At 61.3% G+C, this 17,698-nt stretch carries 14 protein-coding genes, 1 tRNA gene and 1 pseudogene; 9 read left to right on the top strand and 7 right to left on the bottom strand.

Annotated elements, in window-relative coordinates:
* Window positions 1-226: 226 nt before the first annotated feature.
* From R2C4_RS04675 to R2C4_RS21190, 3 genes are all read left to right on the top strand, one after another.
* Window positions 227-1,699: a DNA/RNA helicase domain-containing protein gene (locus tag R2C4_RS04675; protein ID WP_141889769.1), complete on the top strand. Its 1,473-nt coding sequence runs from the start codon at window positions 227-229 to the stop codon at window positions 1,697-1,699.
* A gap of 472 nt (window positions 1,700-2,171) precedes the next feature.
* On the top strand, window positions 2,172-3,062 hold the full coding sequence (locus tag R2C4_RS04670) for a DUF5677 domain-containing protein (RefSeq protein ID WP_141889768.1): 891 nt from the start codon (window positions 2,172-2,174) through the stop codon (window positions 3,060-3,062).
* Between the two features lie 161 nt (window positions 3,063-3,223).
* Window positions 3,224-3,361: a hypothetical protein gene (locus R2C4_RS21190; RefSeq protein WP_167510239.1), complete on the top strand. Its 138-nt coding sequence runs from the start codon at window positions 3,224-3,226 to the stop codon at window positions 3,359-3,361.
* A 30-nt stretch (window positions 3,362-3,391) separates the two neighbouring features.
* Here R2C4_RS21190 and R2C4_RS04665 read toward each other — a convergent pair.
* Window positions 3,392-3,574, bottom strand: a pseudogene (locus R2C4_RS04665) (IS5/IS1182 family transposase); the annotation flags it as partial.
* A 69-nt stretch (window positions 3,575-3,643) separates the two neighbouring features.
* On the opposite strand from R2C4_RS04665, the gene R2C4_RS04660 reads away from it, so the two are divergent.
* Window positions 3,644-4,803 (top strand): IS3 family transposase gene (locus tag R2C4_RS04660; RefSeq protein WP_141889259.1). Its coding sequence is split into 2 segments (ribosomal slippage): window positions 3,644-3,902 and window positions 3,902-4,803, totalling 1,161 coding nucleotides; the frame shifts between segments, so codons are not numbered across the junction.
* Window positions 4,804-5,270: 467 nt separating this feature from the next.
* Here the strand turns inward: R2C4_RS04660 and R2C4_RS04650 are convergent.
* Both R2C4_RS04650 and R2C4_RS04645 read right to left on the bottom strand, forming a co-directional pair.
* Window positions 5,271-5,357: transfer RNA gene (locus R2C4_RS04650), tRNA-Leu, on the bottom strand.
* Window positions 5,358-5,667: 310 nt separating this feature from the next.
* Window positions 5,668-7,284, bottom strand: coding sequence for a peptidoglycan-binding domain-containing protein (locus R2C4_RS04645; RefSeq protein ID WP_141889767.1), 1,617 nt, complete (start codon window positions 7,282-7,284; stop codon window positions 5,668-5,670).
* Between the two features lie 129 nt (window positions 7,285-7,413).
* On the opposite strand from R2C4_RS04645, the gene lipB reads away from it, so the two are divergent.
* Window positions 7,414-8,064 carry a lipoyl(octanoyl) transferase LipB gene (gene lipB / locus R2C4_RS04640; RefSeq protein ID WP_141889766.1) on the top strand — a complete coding sequence of 217 codons (651 nt, stop codon included), beginning with the start codon at window positions 7,414-7,416 and terminating at the stop codon, window positions 8,062-8,064.
* Here lipB and R2C4_RS04635 read toward each other — a convergent pair.
* Together R2C4_RS04635 and R2C4_RS04630 are read right to left on the bottom strand one after the other, a co-directional pair.
* Complete coding sequence (locus tag R2C4_RS04635) at window positions 8,061-9,752, bottom strand: alpha/beta hydrolase (RefSeq protein ID WP_141889765.1); 1,692 nt, start codon at window positions 9,750-9,752, stop codon at window positions 8,061-8,063. The two genes, lipB and R2C4_RS04635, sit on opposite strands and share 4 nt — an antisense overlap.
* A gap of 368 nt (window positions 9,753-10,120) precedes the next feature.
* Window positions 10,121-10,546 carry an HIT family protein gene (locus R2C4_RS04630; protein ID WP_141889764.1) on the bottom strand — a complete coding sequence of 142 codons (426 nt, stop codon included), beginning with the start codon at window positions 10,544-10,546 and terminating at the stop codon, window positions 10,121-10,123.
* 234 nt (window positions 10,547-10,780) lie between these two features.
* Here R2C4_RS04630 and R2C4_RS04625 point away from each other — a divergent pair, with 234 nt between their 5' ends.
* Window positions 10,781-12,454, top strand: coding sequence for a cytochrome c oxidase subunit I (locus R2C4_RS04625; RefSeq protein WP_008555249.1), 1,674 nt, complete (start codon window positions 10,781-10,783; stop codon window positions 12,452-12,454).
* A gap of 151 nt (window positions 12,455-12,605) precedes the next feature.
* On the top strand, window positions 12,606-13,088 hold the full coding sequence (locus R2C4_RS04620) for a DUF2244 domain-containing protein (RefSeq protein WP_141889763.1): 483 nt from the start codon (window positions 12,606-12,608) through the stop codon (window positions 13,086-13,088).
* A gap of 95 nt (window positions 13,089-13,183) precedes the next feature.
* Here R2C4_RS04620 and R2C4_RS04615 read toward each other — a convergent pair whose 3' ends face one another.
* Window positions 13,184-13,657 (bottom strand): GatB/YqeY domain-containing protein, encoded by a 474-nt coding sequence (locus R2C4_RS04615; RefSeq protein WP_058284474.1) that lies wholly within the window; start codon window positions 13,655-13,657, stop codon window positions 13,184-13,186.
* 182 nt (window positions 13,658-13,839) lie between these two features.
* On the opposite strand from R2C4_RS04615, the gene carA reads away from it, so the two are divergent.
* Together carA and R2C4_RS04605 are read left to right on the top strand one after the other, a co-directional pair.
* Window positions 13,840-15,000, top strand: coding sequence for a glutamine-hydrolyzing carbamoyl-phosphate synthase small subunit (carA, locus tag R2C4_RS04610; RefSeq protein WP_058284249.1), 1,161 nt, complete (start codon window positions 13,840-13,842; stop codon window positions 14,998-15,000).
* Window positions 15,001-15,110: 110 nt separating this feature from the next.
* Window positions 15,111-17,063, top strand: a complete 1,953-nt coding sequence (locus R2C4_RS04605) for a glycosyltransferase (RefSeq protein WP_141889762.1) — start codon at window positions 15,111-15,113, stop codon at window positions 17,061-17,063.
* Here R2C4_RS04605 and R2C4_RS04600 read toward each other — a convergent pair.
* On the bottom strand, window positions 17,023-17,667 hold the full coding sequence (locus R2C4_RS04600; protein ID WP_141889761.1) for a GntR family transcriptional regulator: 645 nt from the start codon (window positions 17,665-17,667) through the stop codon (window positions 17,023-17,025). The two genes, R2C4_RS04605 and R2C4_RS04600, sit on opposite strands and share 41 nt — an antisense overlap.
* Window positions 17,668-17,698 lie beyond the last annotated feature (31 nt).

Genomic DNA, 17,698 nt, shown 5'->3' with positions numbered 1-17,698 from the left:
GTCTGAGAACAGCTTACTATCTCAACGGTGGCGCTGTCTGTGAAAATTATCTCTAAAGTTGTTGCCTCAAACTCACTTGCGTACTAAACAAGCATATGATTACAAAGCACTTTTCGTCGCCCTTTCACCTCGAAAAGGCACTTCTTAGACCCTGAAGGAGCACTGAGAGTATCACCGTACGACACAAGCACCCCAACAAAAACAACACAACTAAGAAACATTTCTCATGCTTAAGACAATGAACCTCCTGTCACTCACCCAGGCGCAGGAAAATCTGACCTCCGACGGATTCTCCAACTTCACAAAGCACCACGGCATCAAAATAAAGCCTAAGGAAGTTGAAGGTCTCAGAAACTTAGTTCTCCAATTAACCGAAAACGGCAGCAATGCCGCTGATTTCGAAGAATTTCACATTGGGTATGAGATACCACAAATTGGGAAGGAGTTTGACCTCCTAAGGTTCGGTCACAACTTCATACTAAATATTGAACTCAAAAGCAGCAGCACCGAAGAAAAGATACTCAAGCAACTTAAAAGAAACGACTACTACCTGAAATTCATCGGAAGAAGCGCTTACCACCTAACATACGTATCCAACACAAACACGCTATATAACCTCAACGAAAACGGAACTTTAGATCAGGCGGATTTAGCTTACTTGGCTGAGCTGCTAAAGTCACAAGAAGTTGAGATTATTGAAGATGCAAACAAGCTCTTTAACCCATCAGATTATCTAGTATCCCCCTTCAACTCTACAGACAGATTTCTGAATGGAGAATACTTCCTCACCAGCCAGCAAGAGGAAGTACAACTCAATATTCTAAAAACGATTCAGAACACCAAACAAGAGAATTTTATCTCCCTCACTGGTGGCGCAGGAACGGGAAAAACTCTTCTAGCATACGACATCGCTAAACGAGTAATGGATGAAGGAAAAAAATCCCTGATCCTTCACTGCGGTCAAATAAACTCTGGGCAGCGAAATTTAATCGGCTCGGGCTGGACCATCAAGCCGATTAAAAGTTACAAAAGCTGTGACTTTTCAAGCTACGATCTGATCCTGATAGATGAAGCTCAACGTTTATATGAAAATCAACTTGAGCATATCTATATCGAAACCTCCAAAGCCAAAGCGAACTGCCTTTTCTCCTATGACAAGCTGCAAACTCTCGCGCATCGCGAAGAGAAGGAGGATTCAAGCGGAAAGATCTTAAAACTTTGCTCGAAAAACTCCTACAGCCTCTCTGAGAAGATACGATCCAACAAAGAAATCGCAAACTTCATAAAATCACTGCTCGACAATAAAAGAAATTTCGGGAAGACAGAAGGCGGAAATATTCACCTTCGGTATTTCAGCAATCCTGACGATGCAAGATTTTTTCTTACCACATTAGATAGCGAGGAATGGAAGGTACTCAGATTCACACCATCACAATACAAGACAGAATTCCATGAAAGATACTCAGACAACAACCGAATGACTTCTCACGAAGTAATAGGACAGGAATTTGATGGTGTAGCCGTGGTGATCGATAAGTTCTTTACCTACAGCGATGTAGGTAAACTTTTGTACCGTGGTAGCGCCTACTATCTTCCTACAAAAATGCTCTTTCAGAACATTACAAGAGCCAGGAAACGCCTCCTAGTTGTGGTCGTGCAGAATGAAGAACTGCTCGACAGGTGTATGGCTATCACCTAATTTTCTGCCTCGCGATTGCGGATCAAACGCGCAGTTCGCTTGTGCCTGGTTCGGTGCAGGTGGAGAGGCACAGTCTCCAAGCCCTGCGAGCGGGTTCCAAGGGGCGGCGATCTCGCCCTTTGGCCGGGTTCATCTTCGGCAAGCTGACGGCATTCAATCGGCGGACGGTTGACCTATGGGGTGTTGGGGAGAGACGGCTTCTCCCTGAGGAGCGATCAAACAGCGATCTGTTTGCATGGTCGTGCGCTGGCTCAATGCCTGCTCATGACCATCGGCCTAGGGGGATGCAACGGGGGCGCGCAGCGGACCCCCTTGCCAAGATCGTGTGGTACTACCACACACATCTTGCAGCACGACTTAGTGCTGTGAGATGACCGCAGGGATCGCAGCGCTCGGTGTCATCTGACACGCATCTCGCCCCTAGGATGTGAAATAGGATTTCCAATATGGATGACGGATGATAAATTACAGCATGATCGAGTCTATCCAGATTACCGAAAAGTATACACCCTCATACATCGAGAAGCACTTCAGTTCTCTAGAGGGGTTGCACACCTTCTCACTCCAATTCTTCAAAGATGTATCTGAGATATATGATACGCTTACAAGAACACGAAACACTGAGCGTAATCCAACAGGATATTCGATCAACGACGCACCCATCCTTGGTCTCCTCGTCCGCATCTCAAAGCTCCTCAAAGAATGTGTGAAGTATCATGAACAGGACAATGCTGAGGTCATCGCGATCTTCGAGCGTCCACTCATCGAAGCGACAACCCTCGCCAGCTACTTAATGCTGAACGGAGACGCCGTGATCGAAGATTACCGTAAGTGTTCTTACAAGGATCGACTACGAATTTTGAGGGAATTCGAAAGCGGATCCAAATTCTTCGACACCAAGGCAGGAAAGCGTCTACTCGCCTCTGTCAAAGAAAAAATGAAATTTGAAGGCTTGACCAAGGATGATTTTGCGACCCAGAAGAAGAATAGATGGCGTCTCCAAGGCAAGAGCATCCGGGACATTTTTGCAGAGATTGAGCACGACGATCTCTACCCAGCCACCTATGGGATTATGTCTGAATCAATCCATGGTTCTTGGAACGAATCAATGGATTGGGGTCTAGTGCGCAATGACGACGGAACATTCTCTGCGTTCACAGATCATCATCCAGCAGATATCAGATTCGTTACTCCTATCGTACGGTTCACCATTGAGCCTTTTCGTCTTTGGCTTCAGAGGATCGACGTCTACGAAAACGACTTCAAAGAAACAATTGACTGGATCGAGCGGGTAAACACGCGGCTCTTCCACACATTTGATGGCCTTTACAACGGTGAGTACGATGCGAGGAATGGCAAATAGGCTTCCTCTCTCCAAAAAATGTAACATCGTCAAAACACTAGCTCGCTGATCGAGCCGATGAATTTTCCGGAAAAACCATACAAACGCATGATCATCTAGAACACCTTCGCAACACGTGATACGGTTGCGCCAATACCTAAATTCAACGTATAAGTGAGCCCATGTCGGAAGAAATTGGTCAAGTATCGATCTACTTGGCAAAAGAAGGAAACACCTTTGCAAGCGTGCTTCAAGATGAGAAAGTCGAGCCTGAAGGAGATTTTTTCAAGATACGTGGCTCTGTTGCACAAAACCGGTGATTGCCAAGGTTCCCCTTTCCCCGGACAGACTTATCCCGCAGGTTCTGTGATGGGTATGCCGAGCGCGGTGTAGCCGTTCAGAACGGCGATCCGGACCTGGAGTTCTGTGACCTGGCGGTCGAAGTCCCGTGCCATTAGCCGCTGGCCCAGCAGTTTCACGCAATGCATCTTTGTCTCGACGCGGCTCCGGCGGTGGTATCCACTCCAACGTCGCCTGACCTGCCCCCCGCGAAATCCCTCACCATGATGTAGAGTCTGCCCAACCTATGTAGGAGCAGACGAATGCGTAAGAGCCGTTACACCGAGGCGCAAATCATCGGGATGATCAAAGAGCAGGAAGCCGGGATGCCGACGGCGGAGGTGTGCCGCCGGCATGGGCTGAGCCCGGCGACCTTTTACAAGCTGAAGTCCAAGTATGGCGGCATGGAGGTATCGGAGGCGGCGCGGCTGAAAGCGCTGGAAGATGAGAATGCCAAGCTGAAGCGGCTGCTGGCAGACACGATGCTCGACAATGTGGTTCTGAAAGACCTGCTGGGAAAAAGCTGACGGCACCGAAGGAGCGGCGAGAGGCAGCGCTCACTGCGATGCGGGATCATGGCATCTCGCAGCGCAGGGCCTGCCGGCTTGTCGGTGTCGACCCCAAGACGGTCCGGCGCAAACGCCCGCCCGACCATCCCGAGATCCGCCAGGAGATGAAAGAGATCGCTGGCAAACGCCGCCGGTTCGGCTACCGGCGGATCGGCGTGCTGCTTGAGCGAAAAGGCATGATCATGAACCACAAAAAGCTTTACCGCCTCTACCGGGAGGAGGGTCTTGCAGTGAAACGGCGGCGGGGCCGCAAACGCGCCCGGGGCTCGAGAACGCCGATGCCCGAAGCCACACAGCCCAACCAGCGCTGGTCCCTGGATTTCCTGGCAGACAGCTTCGGCGCGGCGCGGAAGTTTCGCATCCTGGCCGTGAATGACGACTGCTGCCGGGAAAACCTGTGCCTGGCGGCAGACACCAGCATTTCAGGAGAGCGCGTTGCCCGGGAGCTGGACGCGCTCGTCCGGATCTACGGAAAACCCGCTTGCATTGTCAGCGACAACGGGACGGAATTCACCAGCCAGGCAATCCTGAAATGGGCCGACAGGAACGGGGTGGATTGGCATTACATCGACCCCGGAAAACCGCAGCAGAATGCCTTTATCGAGTCATTCAACGGCAGCCTGCGGGACGAGCTTCTCAATGAAGAGCTGTTCGATACCCTGGACGATGCCCGCCGCAAGCTGGCGCTGTGGCGCTACGATTACAACAACGTCAGGCCGCATTCTTCGCTGGGGAACAGAACGCCAATGCAAGCGCGGCAGGCGCTTGAGCTATTTGAGGGCTCCGCGCCTGCCGCGCTTGCCAAGCCCGAGACCGACGATTACCAAAACCAAACCCGCAGACTCTCCTCATGAACGAGGGACCAGCGGGGGGCAGGTCACAACCTCGATGCTTCACGATGCATTAGGGCAAAGCAAGGAACAGGCAGCACAGGCAAAATCTGCACTCAAACGCCAGATAAAGGAGCTGGATAAGCAGCAAGATGCGCTAGTCGAGCGTCTTGTTGACACCTCGAATCCAAAGGTCATTACCGCGCTAGAGGCTAAGGTCGCCAAGCTGGAAAACGACAAGCTTGTGCTGAACGACAAACTGTCTCAGGAGACACAATCGGTCTTCCCCCTAGGTGAAATTATCGAACTCTTGAGAGACTTCCTGTCAAACCCTTGGAATATCTACGAAAAAGGTTCGCTCTTGGTACGCAAAACCATCCTGAAAGCAGCCTTCAAAGCACCATTGACTTACGACCGAAAAAACGGCTATCGAACTCTGCAAGTGTCTGAAATTTTTGAATTTTTAGGGATATTCACATCAAAATGTGAAATGGTGCGGTCGAGAAGACTCGAACTTCCACTCCGGTTAAGGAACAGCGACCTCAACGCTGCGCGTCTACCAATTCCGCCACGACCGCACTGTCTTAGGCTTGGTGTAGGGGCGTATAGACCAGCGCGGAAGCGATGTGAAGACGAAAATCGCCTTTTCGCCGCAGAATGTTCGCCGCCGCCGCGCGCCCCGCCTAAGTGCAGGAAAACAGCCGTATAACCGGGCCGCGTTTGCTGTTCTCCGGGGCCCCGCCGCCGGTCAATTGGCCTTGGCAGCCGACTCGCGGCGCAGACCTTTCTCTCCGGGTGAGCGGCCGCAAGAGGCCGGCAGCGGGCCATGATTCACCAGTGGCACAGCTGCCGGCCTTTCGCGCTGCGAAGGCAGGACGCCTCCCCGCCTCAATCAGAGGAGAAGGAGGGCAGCGCCGCCGCGCCGCTGGAGGCCTGGACCGGCTGCACCCGGCCGCCCGCCAGCTTGGCCGATGCCGCCTTGATCAGCTCTGGTCGTCCGGGCTGTCCAGGGGCAAACACCGGCGCGGTGCCGTCTTCCAGCGAGATCACCGCCATGCTGTACCACTCCTGCGCCTTTTCGGCTGCGTTCGGGGCGCCGAAGCCCAGCGCCAGGTGGTGGCCGATCAGCTCCGCGTAGGGGCGCTTGCCGATGCCGGTCAGGATCAATGCCGCTCCCAGCGCCACTTCCATGTCATCGCGGCGGTAGCCGGAGAACAGGCAGATCCCGGCTGTATTGGCCAGCTGCTCCAGCGACATGCCGGATTGCAGCACGAATTTCTGCACATCGCCCATCACCTCGCCGCTGCCTGCGGTACCAAGCTTGGCCAGGAACGGCTGCACCGCCGGGCCGAAGGCATCGCACTGGCTGTCGATCTGCGCTTGGGTCACGCCCTTGACCTTGCCGGCCTGAGTCTCCCCTGCGTTGATGGCATAGGTCCGGGCCAGGCAGAACTGCTCGCCCAGCGCCAGTTCCGGGTCGGTCATGCTGTCCGCCGTCATGAAGCCGCCGTTGGAGCTGGTCAGCAGGCTGACCTTGCTGCAATAGCTGGTCAGCGAGGCACTTTCCTTGGGCTGATCAAACAGGGTGATCCCGCCCAGCGGCACGCTTGGCTGTGCGGCAGCGGCGGTCACCGTGCTGCGGGTCTCCTGCGCGGCCTGCACCGGGGCTTCGGTGCCGGCATCCAGGATGCGGCAGGTGCCCTGGTGGCAGGCAAAGCTGGCGGGCGTCACGCCGCGCGCCAGGAAGTCGTTGCGCTGATACCCCTGCGGGGTCGAGGCAAAGACCATCACCGAACAGTTGGAGGCACCGCACCAGAACGAGCTGCCGGAGACCGAGGTGTCCAGCACGTAGTCGTTGCGGCCGTCGCCGTTCAGATCTGCCAGCTGCATGAAGCCGGTGCGCTGCAACAGCTGCTCGCCCGAGGGTTCGGAGCTGGCGGCGACCTCATCCACCGCATGGCTGACTTCCGGCGGCAGACCGCCGTAGGTGTTGCCGCCATAGCTGCTGCCGGCGGTGCGCAGGCCCGCCGCCTCATCGCGCCAGCCGTGCAGCAGGCCGCGCACGCCCTGCGGGCCCTGCATCGCCTTGATCACCTGCGGGCCGCCGATCTGCGCGCGGTTATAGGAGCTGACAAGGAAGTTGCGCTCATACGGGGCCAGATGGCCGGTCGCCGGATAGCCCATGTGGATCTGATACTGGCTGATCGCCGCACGCGACCGGCGGCCCAGAACCCCGTCGGCAGAGCCGGCATTGAAGCCGAAATAGTTGAGCGCGGTCTGGGTCTCGCGGTTTTCAGTCCGCGCGGCGGAATAGGCCGGCGCCCGGCGGTAGGTCCGGGCAGTGCTGCGCTGGCGCTGTTTATTCTTGTGAATTTCATTGACGATAACACCGCCAATGACGCCCCCGACAATTGCGGCGCCCAATTCGTCCGCGATGGCAGGGCCCGTGGCCGAGGTTGCCAAAAATGCGGCCGCCAAGGCCGGCTTGAGCGGCTTGGTAAACATGATACTCGCCCCCTATGGATACTCGTTACGGAATCAGGATACTCCACAGGCGGCGCCTGCACCTAGGGGTTTTCCGGCCGATTTGCCGGCCTGCGCCTTGCGCACGGATGGAAAAGGACGGTTTCAGCCATGGTTGAGTGGATCACAGCAGACGGTCTTGTCGAGTATGATCAAGCGGTTGCCTTCATGGAAGCGCGCGCCGCGGCAATTGCTGCGGGAACGGCGGAGGAGTGCATCTGGCTGGTCGAGCATCCGCCGCTTTATACCGCCGGCACCTCGGCCAAGCGCGAAGACCTGACCGATCCGGACCGTTTCCCGGTCTATGAGAGCAAGCGCGGCGGCCAGTACACCTATCACGGGCCGGGGCAGCGGGTGGTCTATGTGATGCTGAACGTCGGCCAGCGCGGCCACGACGTGCGCCGGTTCGTGGAGCAGCTGGAAAGCTGGGTGATCGCCGCGCTCGAGGAATTTAACGTCAAGGGCCATATCCGCGACGGCCGGGTCGGCGTCTGGGTCGAGCGCCCGGACAAGCCGCGCACTGTCTCGGGCGGCATGGCAGAGGACAAGATCGCGGCCATCGGCATCCGCCTGCGCAAATGGGTGAGCTTTCACGGCATCTCGATCAACGTCGAGCCGGAGCTGGAGCATTTCACCGGCATCGTGCCCTGCGGGATCACCGAATACGGGGTCACCAGCCTGGTCGACCTGGGCCTGCCGGTCACCCTGGCGGATGTGGATGTCGCCCTTAGACGCAGCTTTGCGCAGGTGTTCGGAGGCTAGCAGGCGTCAGGTGCCGCTGCGGCGCAGTCCTGCAGGGCCGTCAGAACCAGCTCCGGAAAGGTGTAGAACACCAGCGCGCCCGCTTCCTGGCTGACGCACAGCTGGGCGCCGCCAAGCCCGTTCAGCGCATCCCGCACGTCACGCAGCGGCGCCACGTGATCCTCGCCGCCATGCAGGAAGACCGCCCGCGTCCCGCGCGGCAGCGGCAGTTTGGGGACGCCCCGCCGCATCATCTGCACATCCGTCAGGAACCCGGCCCCGCCCTGCTGCAGGAACAGGGCCTGGCTCTGCTGCAGCAGCGGCAGCAGCGCCATTTTGTGCAGCAGCGCCCTTTCGCGGCTGCCGCGGGCGGTCTGGAACCGCAGCAGCGCCTTGGGGCCGTACCAGCGCAGCGCCGCAGACCAGCCCTTCATCAGCACCGGCAGCAGCCAGTTGGCCCGCGCGGCGCAGGCGGCGGCAAGCCAGGCATACCCCCGCAGCCCGGAAAACTGCCGCGTCGAGGTGATGGAGCAATTCGGCGCCACCGCCACCAGCCCGGCGATCCGCTGGTGCAGGCGGTTGGCGGCGCGGCAGCCGTAAAGCGCGCCGCCGCGGTGGCTCAGCAGCACCGGGCGCTGCAGGTTTTCGCGGTGCATCAGCCCCTCCAGCTGCCGCACAAAAGCGTCCGCCGGATCCTGCCCGCGCGGCAGCGGCGCTGAGCCGCCGTAGCCGGCCCGCATCGGCGCATATACCCGGAACCCAAGCATCCGCAGCTGCGGCTGCAGCCGCTGCAGCGGCGCGATGCCGTCCAGCAGCCCGTGCACGAAGACCACCGGCTGGCCGGTTTCCGACCCCAGCCGGAAATACTGGCAGCGCAGCCCGCTCGTGTCCTGGAACTCCTCCGCAGGCGGCAGCAGCTCTCCGCGCGCAATCTTCAGATCCCGGGTATGTTCGGTCATCAGGAAGGCGGTCAGCCGGATCAGCTCCGCCGCGCCCGGCGCCCCGGCCCGTGCGGCGGCCTGCTGCAGCCCGCCAGCCACCCTGCCGCCGGGGCCGCTCAGCACCGCTTTCAGCGGCTTGAGGTCAGCTTTGCGCAGGCCAAAGGCCGCAGCAACCTGGCCCGCGGCTTCGCCGTTCCATTCCCACTCCAGAAGCTCCGCCATCACCGCCACCGCCGTGCCGCCTGCCGTGTCCAGCCGGACCGGGCGGCACAGAAAACGCTCGCCGGGGCGGCGGGTACGCAGCACCAGAACGTCCTGCCACGAGAACGCCCCCTGGCGCACTTGCTTCAGAAAGGTATGCCAGCGTCCGGCAGCCGCCCGGGTCAGCCCCATGGCTGCGGCAAGACCGCCGCGGCCCTCGATTTGCCCCGCCGCCCGCTGCGAAGCATTGAGCAGCCTGCCGCCGGTCCCGGTTCCGGTCCCGGCGAGCAGCCAGAACCGGCTCCCCATACTGCAGCAGCTGCTGGGATGCGGGCGCCCGGCCTGCTCCCATTGCTGTTCCTGAATCTCCGCGGCGCGGGCAAAATGCGCCCGCAGCACCGGTGCCCCCCGCGGGCGCTGCGGCATCTGGCCGCCCGCGGCGGCCTGCCCTGCCGCCGGCGGCCCGGAGAAAAACCGGTCGAACTGCTCCGGCCGGATCATGGTCTCGTAAATTGCGGCGGCGACCTGCTCCTGGGACATGGCCTGCGCGCGGTACAAGAGCGTCACGGCGCCCCTCCAATACTGCTATCCGGGCCAAAGAGACCACGCGCGCCGCAAGCATAGGACAGCGTGCAGGCGCAGCGGCCCGCACGGTTCAGGCAGTCAGCCTGTCATTCATGAAAACCCGGCATTTGCGCCCCTGAAAGAGCAGCCAATTGGTGCCGGACCACCCCAATTCTAGGGACCCTATACGCTTGGGCGCGTGCGCCCTCTCTGACTTACAACCAATCTGGGAAACAGCTATGATCAAATTCAACTGAAATTCAACATTTAATTCAAATGCGCTCAGCCGCGGATGATTTCACGGAAGAATTCGCTGTGAAAACGCCGCCTGAACCGGCGGCGTTCCCAATGCATTGCGCGGGCGGCAGCCGTCAGTCCCGGCCAAGGGCCGCGCGAATCTTCTCTGCCTGGGCCTGGATCTGATCCATATCGCCCATCTGCCCGGGCGGGCGCAGCCGGTCGCCCTCCTTGCGCGGCAGCACGTGCATATGCAGGTGAAAGACCTCCTGCCCGCCGGCCGCCTCGTTGAACTGCTGCACGGTGACGCCATCGGCGCCCAGCCCCTTGATCACCGCATGGGAGAGTTTCTGCACCGTCTGCATCACCGCTGCAATCTGCGCCGGGCTGGCATCCAGCAGGTTGCGGCAGGGCGTTTTCGGAATCACCAAGAGATGCCCGTCCGCCCGCGGCATGATATCCATGAAGGCCAGCGTCTCATCGTCCTCATAAACGCGGGTTGAGGGGATCTCGCCGCGCAAGAGCTTGGCAAAGATGTTGTCGGGATCATATGCGGGCATGCGCCTGGCCTCCTTCTCTGGCTTTTCCCGGTTGTGCGCGTGCCCGGACGCCAGGTCAAGCGCTCCCGGCCCCGGCCGCAGCCTGAGGATTCAAGGCCCTGCGGCAATAAATCTTGATCCAGATCAAACTCCGCCATTGAAGGCGCCGGCCGGCCATTCTAATACTCCCAAGGAATCCAGGCCGCCCGGAGTCCGTCTCCGGGGGCCTTTCGTTATGCAGCAGGAGGCACCTAAATGGCAGACGCAGCCATTCATGGTCACGGCCACGAGGACGAGCGGAGTTTTTTCACCCGCTGGTTCATGAGCACGAACCATAAGGATATCGGCATTCTTTACCTGATCGTTTCGGCGATCGCAGGTCTCATCTCCGTCATCTTCACCGTCTACATGCGGCTTGAACTGATGGACCCCGGCGTTCAGTACATGTGCCTGGAGGGTGCGCGCATGTTTGCCGACGCCTCCGCGGAATGTACTCCGAACGGCCATCTTTGGAACGTGATGATCACCGCTCACGGCATCCTGATGATGTTCTTCGTGGTGATCCCGGCGCTGTTCGGCGGTTTCGGCAACTACTTCATGCCGCTGCAGATCGGCGCGCCGGACATGGCGTTCCCGCGCATGAACAACCTGTCGTTCTGGATGTATGTCGCAGGCACCTCGCTGGCGGTTCTCTCGGTTGTCTCCCCGGGCGGCAATGACCAGCTGGGCTCCGGCGTCGGCTGGGTTCTGTACCCGCCGCTGTCGGTGAACGAGGGCGGCTACTCGATGGACCTGGCAATCTTTGCCGTGCACGTCTCGGGCGCGTCGTCGATCCTGGGTGCGATCAACATGATCACCACCTTCCTGAACATGCGCGCGCCGGGCATGACCCTGTTCAAGGTGCCGCTGTTCAGCTGGTCGATCTTCGTGACCGCCTGGCTGATCCTGCTGTCCCTGCCGGTTCTGGCAGGCGCCATCACCATGCTGCTGATGGACCGCAACTTCGGCTTCACCTTCTTTGACGCGGCAGGCGGCGGCGACCCGATCCTGTACCAGCACATCCTGTGGTTCTTCGGCCACCCGGAAGTGTACATCGTGATCCTGCCGGGCTTCGGCATCATCTCCCACGTCATCGCCACCTTCGCGCGCAAGCCGGTGTTCGGCTACCTGCCGATGGTCTGGGCGATCATCGCCATCGGCGTGCTGGGCTTTGTCGTGTGGGCGCACCACATGTACACCGTCGGCATGTCGCTGAACCAGCAGGCCTACTTCATGCTGGCCACCATGGTGATCGCGGTTCCGACCGGGGTTAAGGTGTTCTCCTGGATCGCCACCATGTGGGGCGGCTCCATCGAGTTCAAGGCACCGATGATGTTCGCCTTCGGCTTCCTGTTCCTGTTCACCGTCGGCGGTGTGACCGGCGTGGTGCTGTCGCAGGCGGCTGTCGACCGCGCCTATCACGACACCTACTATGTTGTGGCTCACTTCCATTACGTGATGTCGCTGGGTGCGGTGTTCGCGATCTTCGCAGGCGTGTACTTCTACTTCGGCAAGATGACCGGCCGCCAGTACAACGAGCTGGGCGCCCAGATCCACTTCTGGATGTTCTTCATCGGCGCCAACCTGACCTTCTTCCCCCAGCACTTCCTGGGCCGTCAGGGCATGCCGCGCCGGTACATCGACTATCCGGAAGGCTTCGCCTACTGGAACAAGATCTCCTCCTACGGCGCGTTCCTGTCCTTTGCATCGTTCCTGCTGTTCTTCGGCGTGGTGATCTATTCGCTGCTGCGCGGCGCCCGCGTCACCCAGAACAACTACTGGAACGAATACGCGGACACGCTGGAGTGGACCCTGCCCTCTCCGCCGCCGGAGCACACCTTCGAAATCCTGCCCAAGCAGGAAGACTGGGACCGCTCGCATTCGCACTAAGCGGCGTGAAGCAATGACATCAGAAAAGGCCCCGAAGCATCCGCTCCGAGGCCTTTTTCCTGACGCCCGCCCGCGGTATCAAGGCAGTGGAAATCCGGACTTTCCGCCACATCATTAAGAATGAAGCTTCCGTCACAGCAGACGCTATCCGATGCCTTACAACTGGACCCGACCGCAAACCGGTGCCGAACGCGAGCTGCACCTCTGGCCGCATCAGTCGCTGCCGCCGCAGGGCTATGCCCGGTTCCTCGGCCTCACCGCCGCACTGATCTGCGTGCCGCTGATCCCGGTCCTGGGCTCCGTCCTACTGTGGGGGCTGCTGCCATTCCTGCTGCTTGCAGTGTTTGGCATGAAGTGGGCGCTGGACCGCAGCCGCCGCGACCACCAGATCCTGGAGGTGCTGACCATCGGCCCGCAGGATGCCCGGCTGGAGCGGATCAACCCGGACGGCAAACGGCAAAGCTGGCACTGCAACCGCCACTGGGCGCGGGTCGAGATGCACGACCACGACGGCCCGGTGCCGCATTATGTCACCCTGCACGGCTGCGGCCGCGAGGTGGAGATTGGCGCCTTCCTGTCTGAGGAAGAGCGGGTCGCGCTTTACGGCGACCTCAAATCCGCCTTCACCCGCTGAGCCGCAAAAGAAAAGGCCCGCACTGCGGGCCTGCTCTCTTCATCTTTCCCGAAATACTCCCGCCGGAGGCCGCGCGCGCAAGCGCGCTCTCCCGGTCAGCAATCGCCTTTGCTGCAGAGCTGGTCCTTGACCATGGGCCCGGCTTTGCCGAAATCCATCTGGCCGGTGTATTTCGCCTTCAGCGCAGCCATCACCTTGCCCATGTCGCGAATCGATTCGGCGCCGGTTTCAGCCACCGCGGCCTTCACCGCATCCGCGGCTTCCTCGTCGCTCAGCTGCTGCGGCAGGAATTCCTCGATGACAGCGATCTCGCCCAGTTCCCGTTCCGCCAGGTCCAGCCGCCCGCCTTCCTCATAGGCGCGGGCGCTTTCCTTGCGCTGCTTGGTCATCTTGCCCAGGATGGCCAGAATTTCCTCATCGCCGATGCTGCTTTCCTCGCCATCGGCGCGGGCCGCAATCTCGCGGTCCTTGATGGCCGCATTGATCAGCCGCAGCGTGGCCAGCCGGTCGGCGGCCTTGTCTTTCATCGCCTGCTTCAGGGCCTGATTGACCCGTGTGCGCGTATCCATATTCAAAAGCATCCCCATGGTTGCCGGACACCGATGGTTATCCATTCTGCCGCCGCTGTGCAAGTTTACAGTAAATTTTCCATTCCGGACCCCGCGTCAGCCTGCCCGCCCCTTGCCGGGTTGACCCGCTGCCGCGCCCCCCTTACAAGCCCATGAATTTATCCCGCATGGAGACTCGCGCAATGGCCGCTTCCGCCCCGTCCAAGCCCACCGCATGCCTGGCGCTCGCTGATGGCACCGTCTTTTACGGCACCGGCTTCGGCGCCACCGGCGACACCGTGGCCGAGCTCTGCTTCAACACCGCGATGACCGGCTATCAGGAGATCATGACCGATCCCTCTTATGCGGGGCAGATCGTTACCTTCACCTTTCCCCACATCGGCAACACCGGCGTGACCCCGGAGGATGACGAGACCGCCGATCCGGTTGCCGCCGGCATGGTGGTGAAATGGGATCCGACCCTGGCCTCCAACTGGCGCGCCACCGAGGAGCTGAAGGACTGGCTCACCCGCACCGGCCGCATCGCCATCGGCGGCGTCGACACCCGCCGCCTGACCCGTGCGATCCGCCAGCAGGGCGCGCCGCATGTGGCGCTGGCGCATGACCCCGAAGGCAACTTCGACATTGAGGCGCTGGTCGCCAAGGCGCGCGCCTGGTCCGGCCTGGTGGGTCTGGACCTGGCCAAGGACGTGACCTGCGCGCAAAGCTACCGCTGGGACCAGATGCGCTGGGCCTGGCCCGACGGCTATGCCCGCCAGGAAGCCCCCAAGCACAAGGTTGTGGCGGTTGACTACGGCGCCAAGCGCAACATCCTGCGCTGCCTGGCCTCGGCCGGCTGCGACGTGACCGTGCTGCCCGCCACTGCCACTGCCGAGGAGGTGCTGGCGCACAACCCCGACGGCGTGTTCCTCTCCAACGGCCCGGGCGACCCGGCAGCCACCGGCGAATACGCGGTGCCGATGATCCAGGAAGTTCTGAAGGCAGACCTGCCGGTGTTCGGCATCTGCCTGGGCCACCAGATGCTGGCGCTGGCGCTGGGGGCAAAGACCGTCAAGATGAACCACGGCCACCACGGGGCCAACCATCCGGTCAAGGAGCACGCCACCGGCAAGGTCGAGATCACCTCGATGAACCATGGCTTTGCGGTGGACGCGCAAACCCTGCCCGAAGGCGTCGAAGAGACCCATGTGTCGCTGTTTGACGGCTCCAACTGCGGCATCCGGGTGTCCGGCCGCCCGGTGTATTCGGTGCAGCACCACCCCGAGGCCAGCCCCGGCCCGCAGGACAGCTTCTACCTGTTCGAGCGCTTTGCCGAGGCGATGGCCGAGCGCAAATCTGCGTAAAAAAGCTGTTAACCACGCCGCCCGGTGGCATGGTTAACGCCGCGTTTACCGTTTTTTAAGCCGCCGCCGCCAGCCTGAGGGCCTGACGGGTTTATTGGTGCGGGCAGGCGATGGGTTATGTGTCACTACCGCTGCGGCAGGTCAGGCTGCCGCAGCCTGCGGGGAAGCTCTCTCCGGGTCCGCGGCAGCCGCTGGATGGCACCAGCATGATGCGCGCGCTGGTGCTGCGCCAGCACCAGAAGGCAGCGCTGGGACGGGTGCTGGTGGCCGAAGGGCTGGCCAGCGAGGAGCAGGTGCAGGACACGCTGGCGCGGCAGTACCGGATGCCCCGCGCCGATCTGGCCGGCCAGATTGCCAACACCCGGCTGCTGGCCCGAAAACCTGCCCAGTTCTGGCTGCGCCATTGCGCCCTGCCCTGGCTGCAGCTGGGCCAGACCGTCACCGTTGCCATTGCCCACCCCGACCGGTTCGAGGCGCTGCAGCGCGAACTTCAGGACAGCTTCAGCAGCATCACGCCGGTGCTGGCCGGCGAGGCGCAGATCACCGCCCTGCTTACCCGCCATTTCAGCCCCGCCCTGGTGCGCCAGGCCAGCAGCAGCGTGGTGGCGCAGCTCAGCTGCCGCACCCTGCAGCCTGCCCGGGGCCGCGCTGTGGCAGCCGCCTGCGCCCTGCCCGCCCTGTACCTGTGCTGCACTGCTCCGGCGGCGCTGTTTACCGTCCTCAGCCTGCTGGCGCTTGCGTCGGTGCTGCTGTTCACGGCGCTGAAGGCCTGCGGGCTTGCGGCCTATTGGTCCGCCCGCGCCCGCCGCGGGCGTCCCGCCGCCCCGCCGCCGCTGCCTGCCCCCCGCCCGCAGCACGGGCCGGACCTGCCAGTCATTTCGGTCATGGTCCCGCTCTACAAGGAGGCTGAGATCAGCCGCGCCCTCTTGTCGCGCATCCGCAAGCTCAGCTATCCCCGGGCTTTGACCGACGTGATCCTGGTGCTGGAAGAACACGACAGCGTCACCCGCACGGCCCTGAAGAACACCCGGCTGCCGCCCTGGATCCGGGTGGTGGAGGTTCCGGCCTTCGGCGGCCTGACCACCAAGCCGCGGGCGATGAACTATGCGCTGAACTTCTGCCGCGGCGCCATCATCGGCGTCTGGGACGCCGAAGACGCGCCAGACGCGGACCAGCTTGCCAAGGTGGCGCAGGCCTTTGCCCGGGCGGACAGCAAGACCGCCTGCGTTCAGGGTGTTCTCGACTATTACAACCCGCGCACCAACTGGATCTCGCGCTGCTTCACGCTGGAATACGGCAGCTGGTTCCGCATTGTCCTGCAGGGCATCTCCCGGCTGGGCCTGGTGGTGCCGCTGGGCGGCACCACCATGTTTGTCCGCCGCCATGTGCTGGAGGAGCTGGGCGGCTGGGACGCCCACAACGTGACCGAGGACGCCGACCTGGGCGTCCGCCTGTACCGCGCCGGCTACCGCACCGAAATGCTGCCCAGCGCCACTTATGAGGAGGCCAACTGCCGTCCCTGGCCCTGGGTCAAGCAGCGCTCGCGCTGGCTGAAGGGGTTCATGCTCACCTACCTGGTGCACATGCGCCGGCCGCTGCGGCTGCTGGGCGATCTCGGCTGGAAACGCTTTCTGGGGTTTCAGGCGTTCTTTCTAGGCACGCTGGGGCAATTCCTGTTTGCGCCGCTATTGTGGTCGTTCTGGCTGATTGCCCTGGGACTGCCGCATCCCAGCGAAGGCGCGGGACCGCCGTTTCTGCTGCCGCTGGCGGCGGCGGCGCTGGTGTTTTTCGAACTGCTGGGCGTGCTTATCTGCATCACCGCTGCCCGGGACATGGGCCGCCCCTGGCTGGCGGCCTGGGCGCCCGTGATGGTCCTGTATTTCCCGATGGGCGCCCTCGCCGCTGCCAAGGCGGCTTATGAGCTGGTGGCCCGCCCCTTCTTCTGGGACAAGACCGCCCACGGCGTCAAACCCAACGCCAAACCCGGTGCCAAACCGCGCCGGAAATCCAGGCTCGGGCGGTTCAGCCCCGCCCGCTGGCGTCTTGTTTCAGCCTGGTCATGAAGGCAATGGAGATGTGATCTTTCAGCGCCTGGCCCGCGGCATCCTCATCGCGGCGGCTGATCGCGTCGACAATCCCCTTATGCTCGGACTGGGCAATCTCGCTGCGCCCTTCCGCCGCCAGCGAGGTGGTCGCCATCAGCGCCATGGTCCGGTGCACCAGGTCCAGCTGCTGCACCAGATACCGGTTGTGCGAGGCCAAGTGGATCTGCTCGTGAAAGCGGCGGTTGGCCTTGGACAGCGCCGCCGGGTCGCCGATCAGCTGGTCATCCGCCTCGACCATTTCCTGCAGGACACGGATCTCTTCCTCGGTGGCATGGCGCGCCGCCAGCCGGGCCGCCAGGCCCTCCAGCTCGCGCCGCACCACATAGAGCTCCGCCATCTGGTTGTGGTCCAGCGACGCGACGATCAGCGACCGCCCGTCACGCTCCAGCAGGGATTGCGTCTCCAGCCGCTGCAGCGCCTCCCGGATCGGGGTGCGCGAGACGCCAAAGCGCTCGGCCAGGTCGCTCTCCACCAGCCGGTCGCCCGGTTTGTAGACCCCTGAGTCGATCGCTTCGAGGATCAGCGCATAGGCGTCTTTCTGGTTGCTGCGGCTCTGGTTCATTGTCGTTCCTGTTCATTCCGGTGCGCCAATC

It is taken from the genome of Leisingera aquaemixtae, assembly GCF_006740765.1.
Taxonomy (GTDB): domain Bacteria; phylum Pseudomonadota; class Alphaproteobacteria; order Rhodobacterales; family Rhodobacteraceae; genus Leisingera; species Leisingera aquaemixtae.
The sequence above is the reverse complement of the archived record's forward strand: the minus strand, read 5'-3'. Positions and strand labels throughout refer to the sequence as shown.

Coding starts and splice junctions, on each gene's coding strand:
- R2C4_RS04675 (WP_141889769.1), top strand. CDS start 227: ATGCTTAAGACAATGAACCTCCTGTCACTCACCCAGGCGCAGGAAAAT.
- R2C4_RS04670 (WP_141889768.1), top strand. CDS start 2,172: ATGATCGAGTCTATCCAGATTACCGAAAAGTATACACCCTCATACATC.
- R2C4_RS21190 (WP_167510239.1), top strand. CDS start 3,224: ATGTCGGAAGAAATTGGTCAAGTATCGATCTACTTGGCAAAAGAAGGA.
- R2C4_RS04645 (WP_141889767.1), bottom strand. CDS start 7,284: ATGTTTACCAAGCCGCTCAAGCCGGCCTTGGCGGCCGCATTTTTGGCA.
- lipB (WP_141889766.1), top strand. CDS start 7,414: ATGGTTGAGTGGATCACAGCAGACGGTCTTGTCGAGTATGATCAAGCG.
- R2C4_RS04630 (WP_141889764.1), bottom strand. CDS start 10,546: ATGCCCGCATATGATCCCGACAACATCTTTGCCAAGCTCTTGCGCGGC.
- R2C4_RS04625 (WP_008555249.1), top strand. CDS start 10,781: ATGGCAGACGCAGCCATTCATGGTCACGGCCACGAGGACGAGCGGAGT.
- R2C4_RS04620 (WP_141889763.1), top strand. CDS start 12,606: ATGCCTTACAACTGGACCCGACCGCAAACCGGTGCCGAACGCGAGCTG.
- R2C4_RS04615 (WP_058284474.1), bottom strand. CDS start 13,657: ATGGATACGCGCACACGGGTCAATCAGGCCCTGAAGCAGGCGATGAAA.
- carA (WP_058284249.1), top strand. CDS start 13,840: ATGGCCGCTTCCGCCCCGTCCAAGCCCACCGCATGCCTGGCGCTCGCT.
- R2C4_RS04605 (WP_141889762.1), top strand. CDS start 15,111: ATGGGTTATGTGTCACTACCGCTGCGGCAGGTCAGGCTGCCGCAGCCT.
- R2C4_RS04600 (WP_141889761.1), bottom strand. CDS start 17,667: ATGAACCAGAGCCGCAGCAACCAGAAAGACGCCTATGCGCTGATCCTC.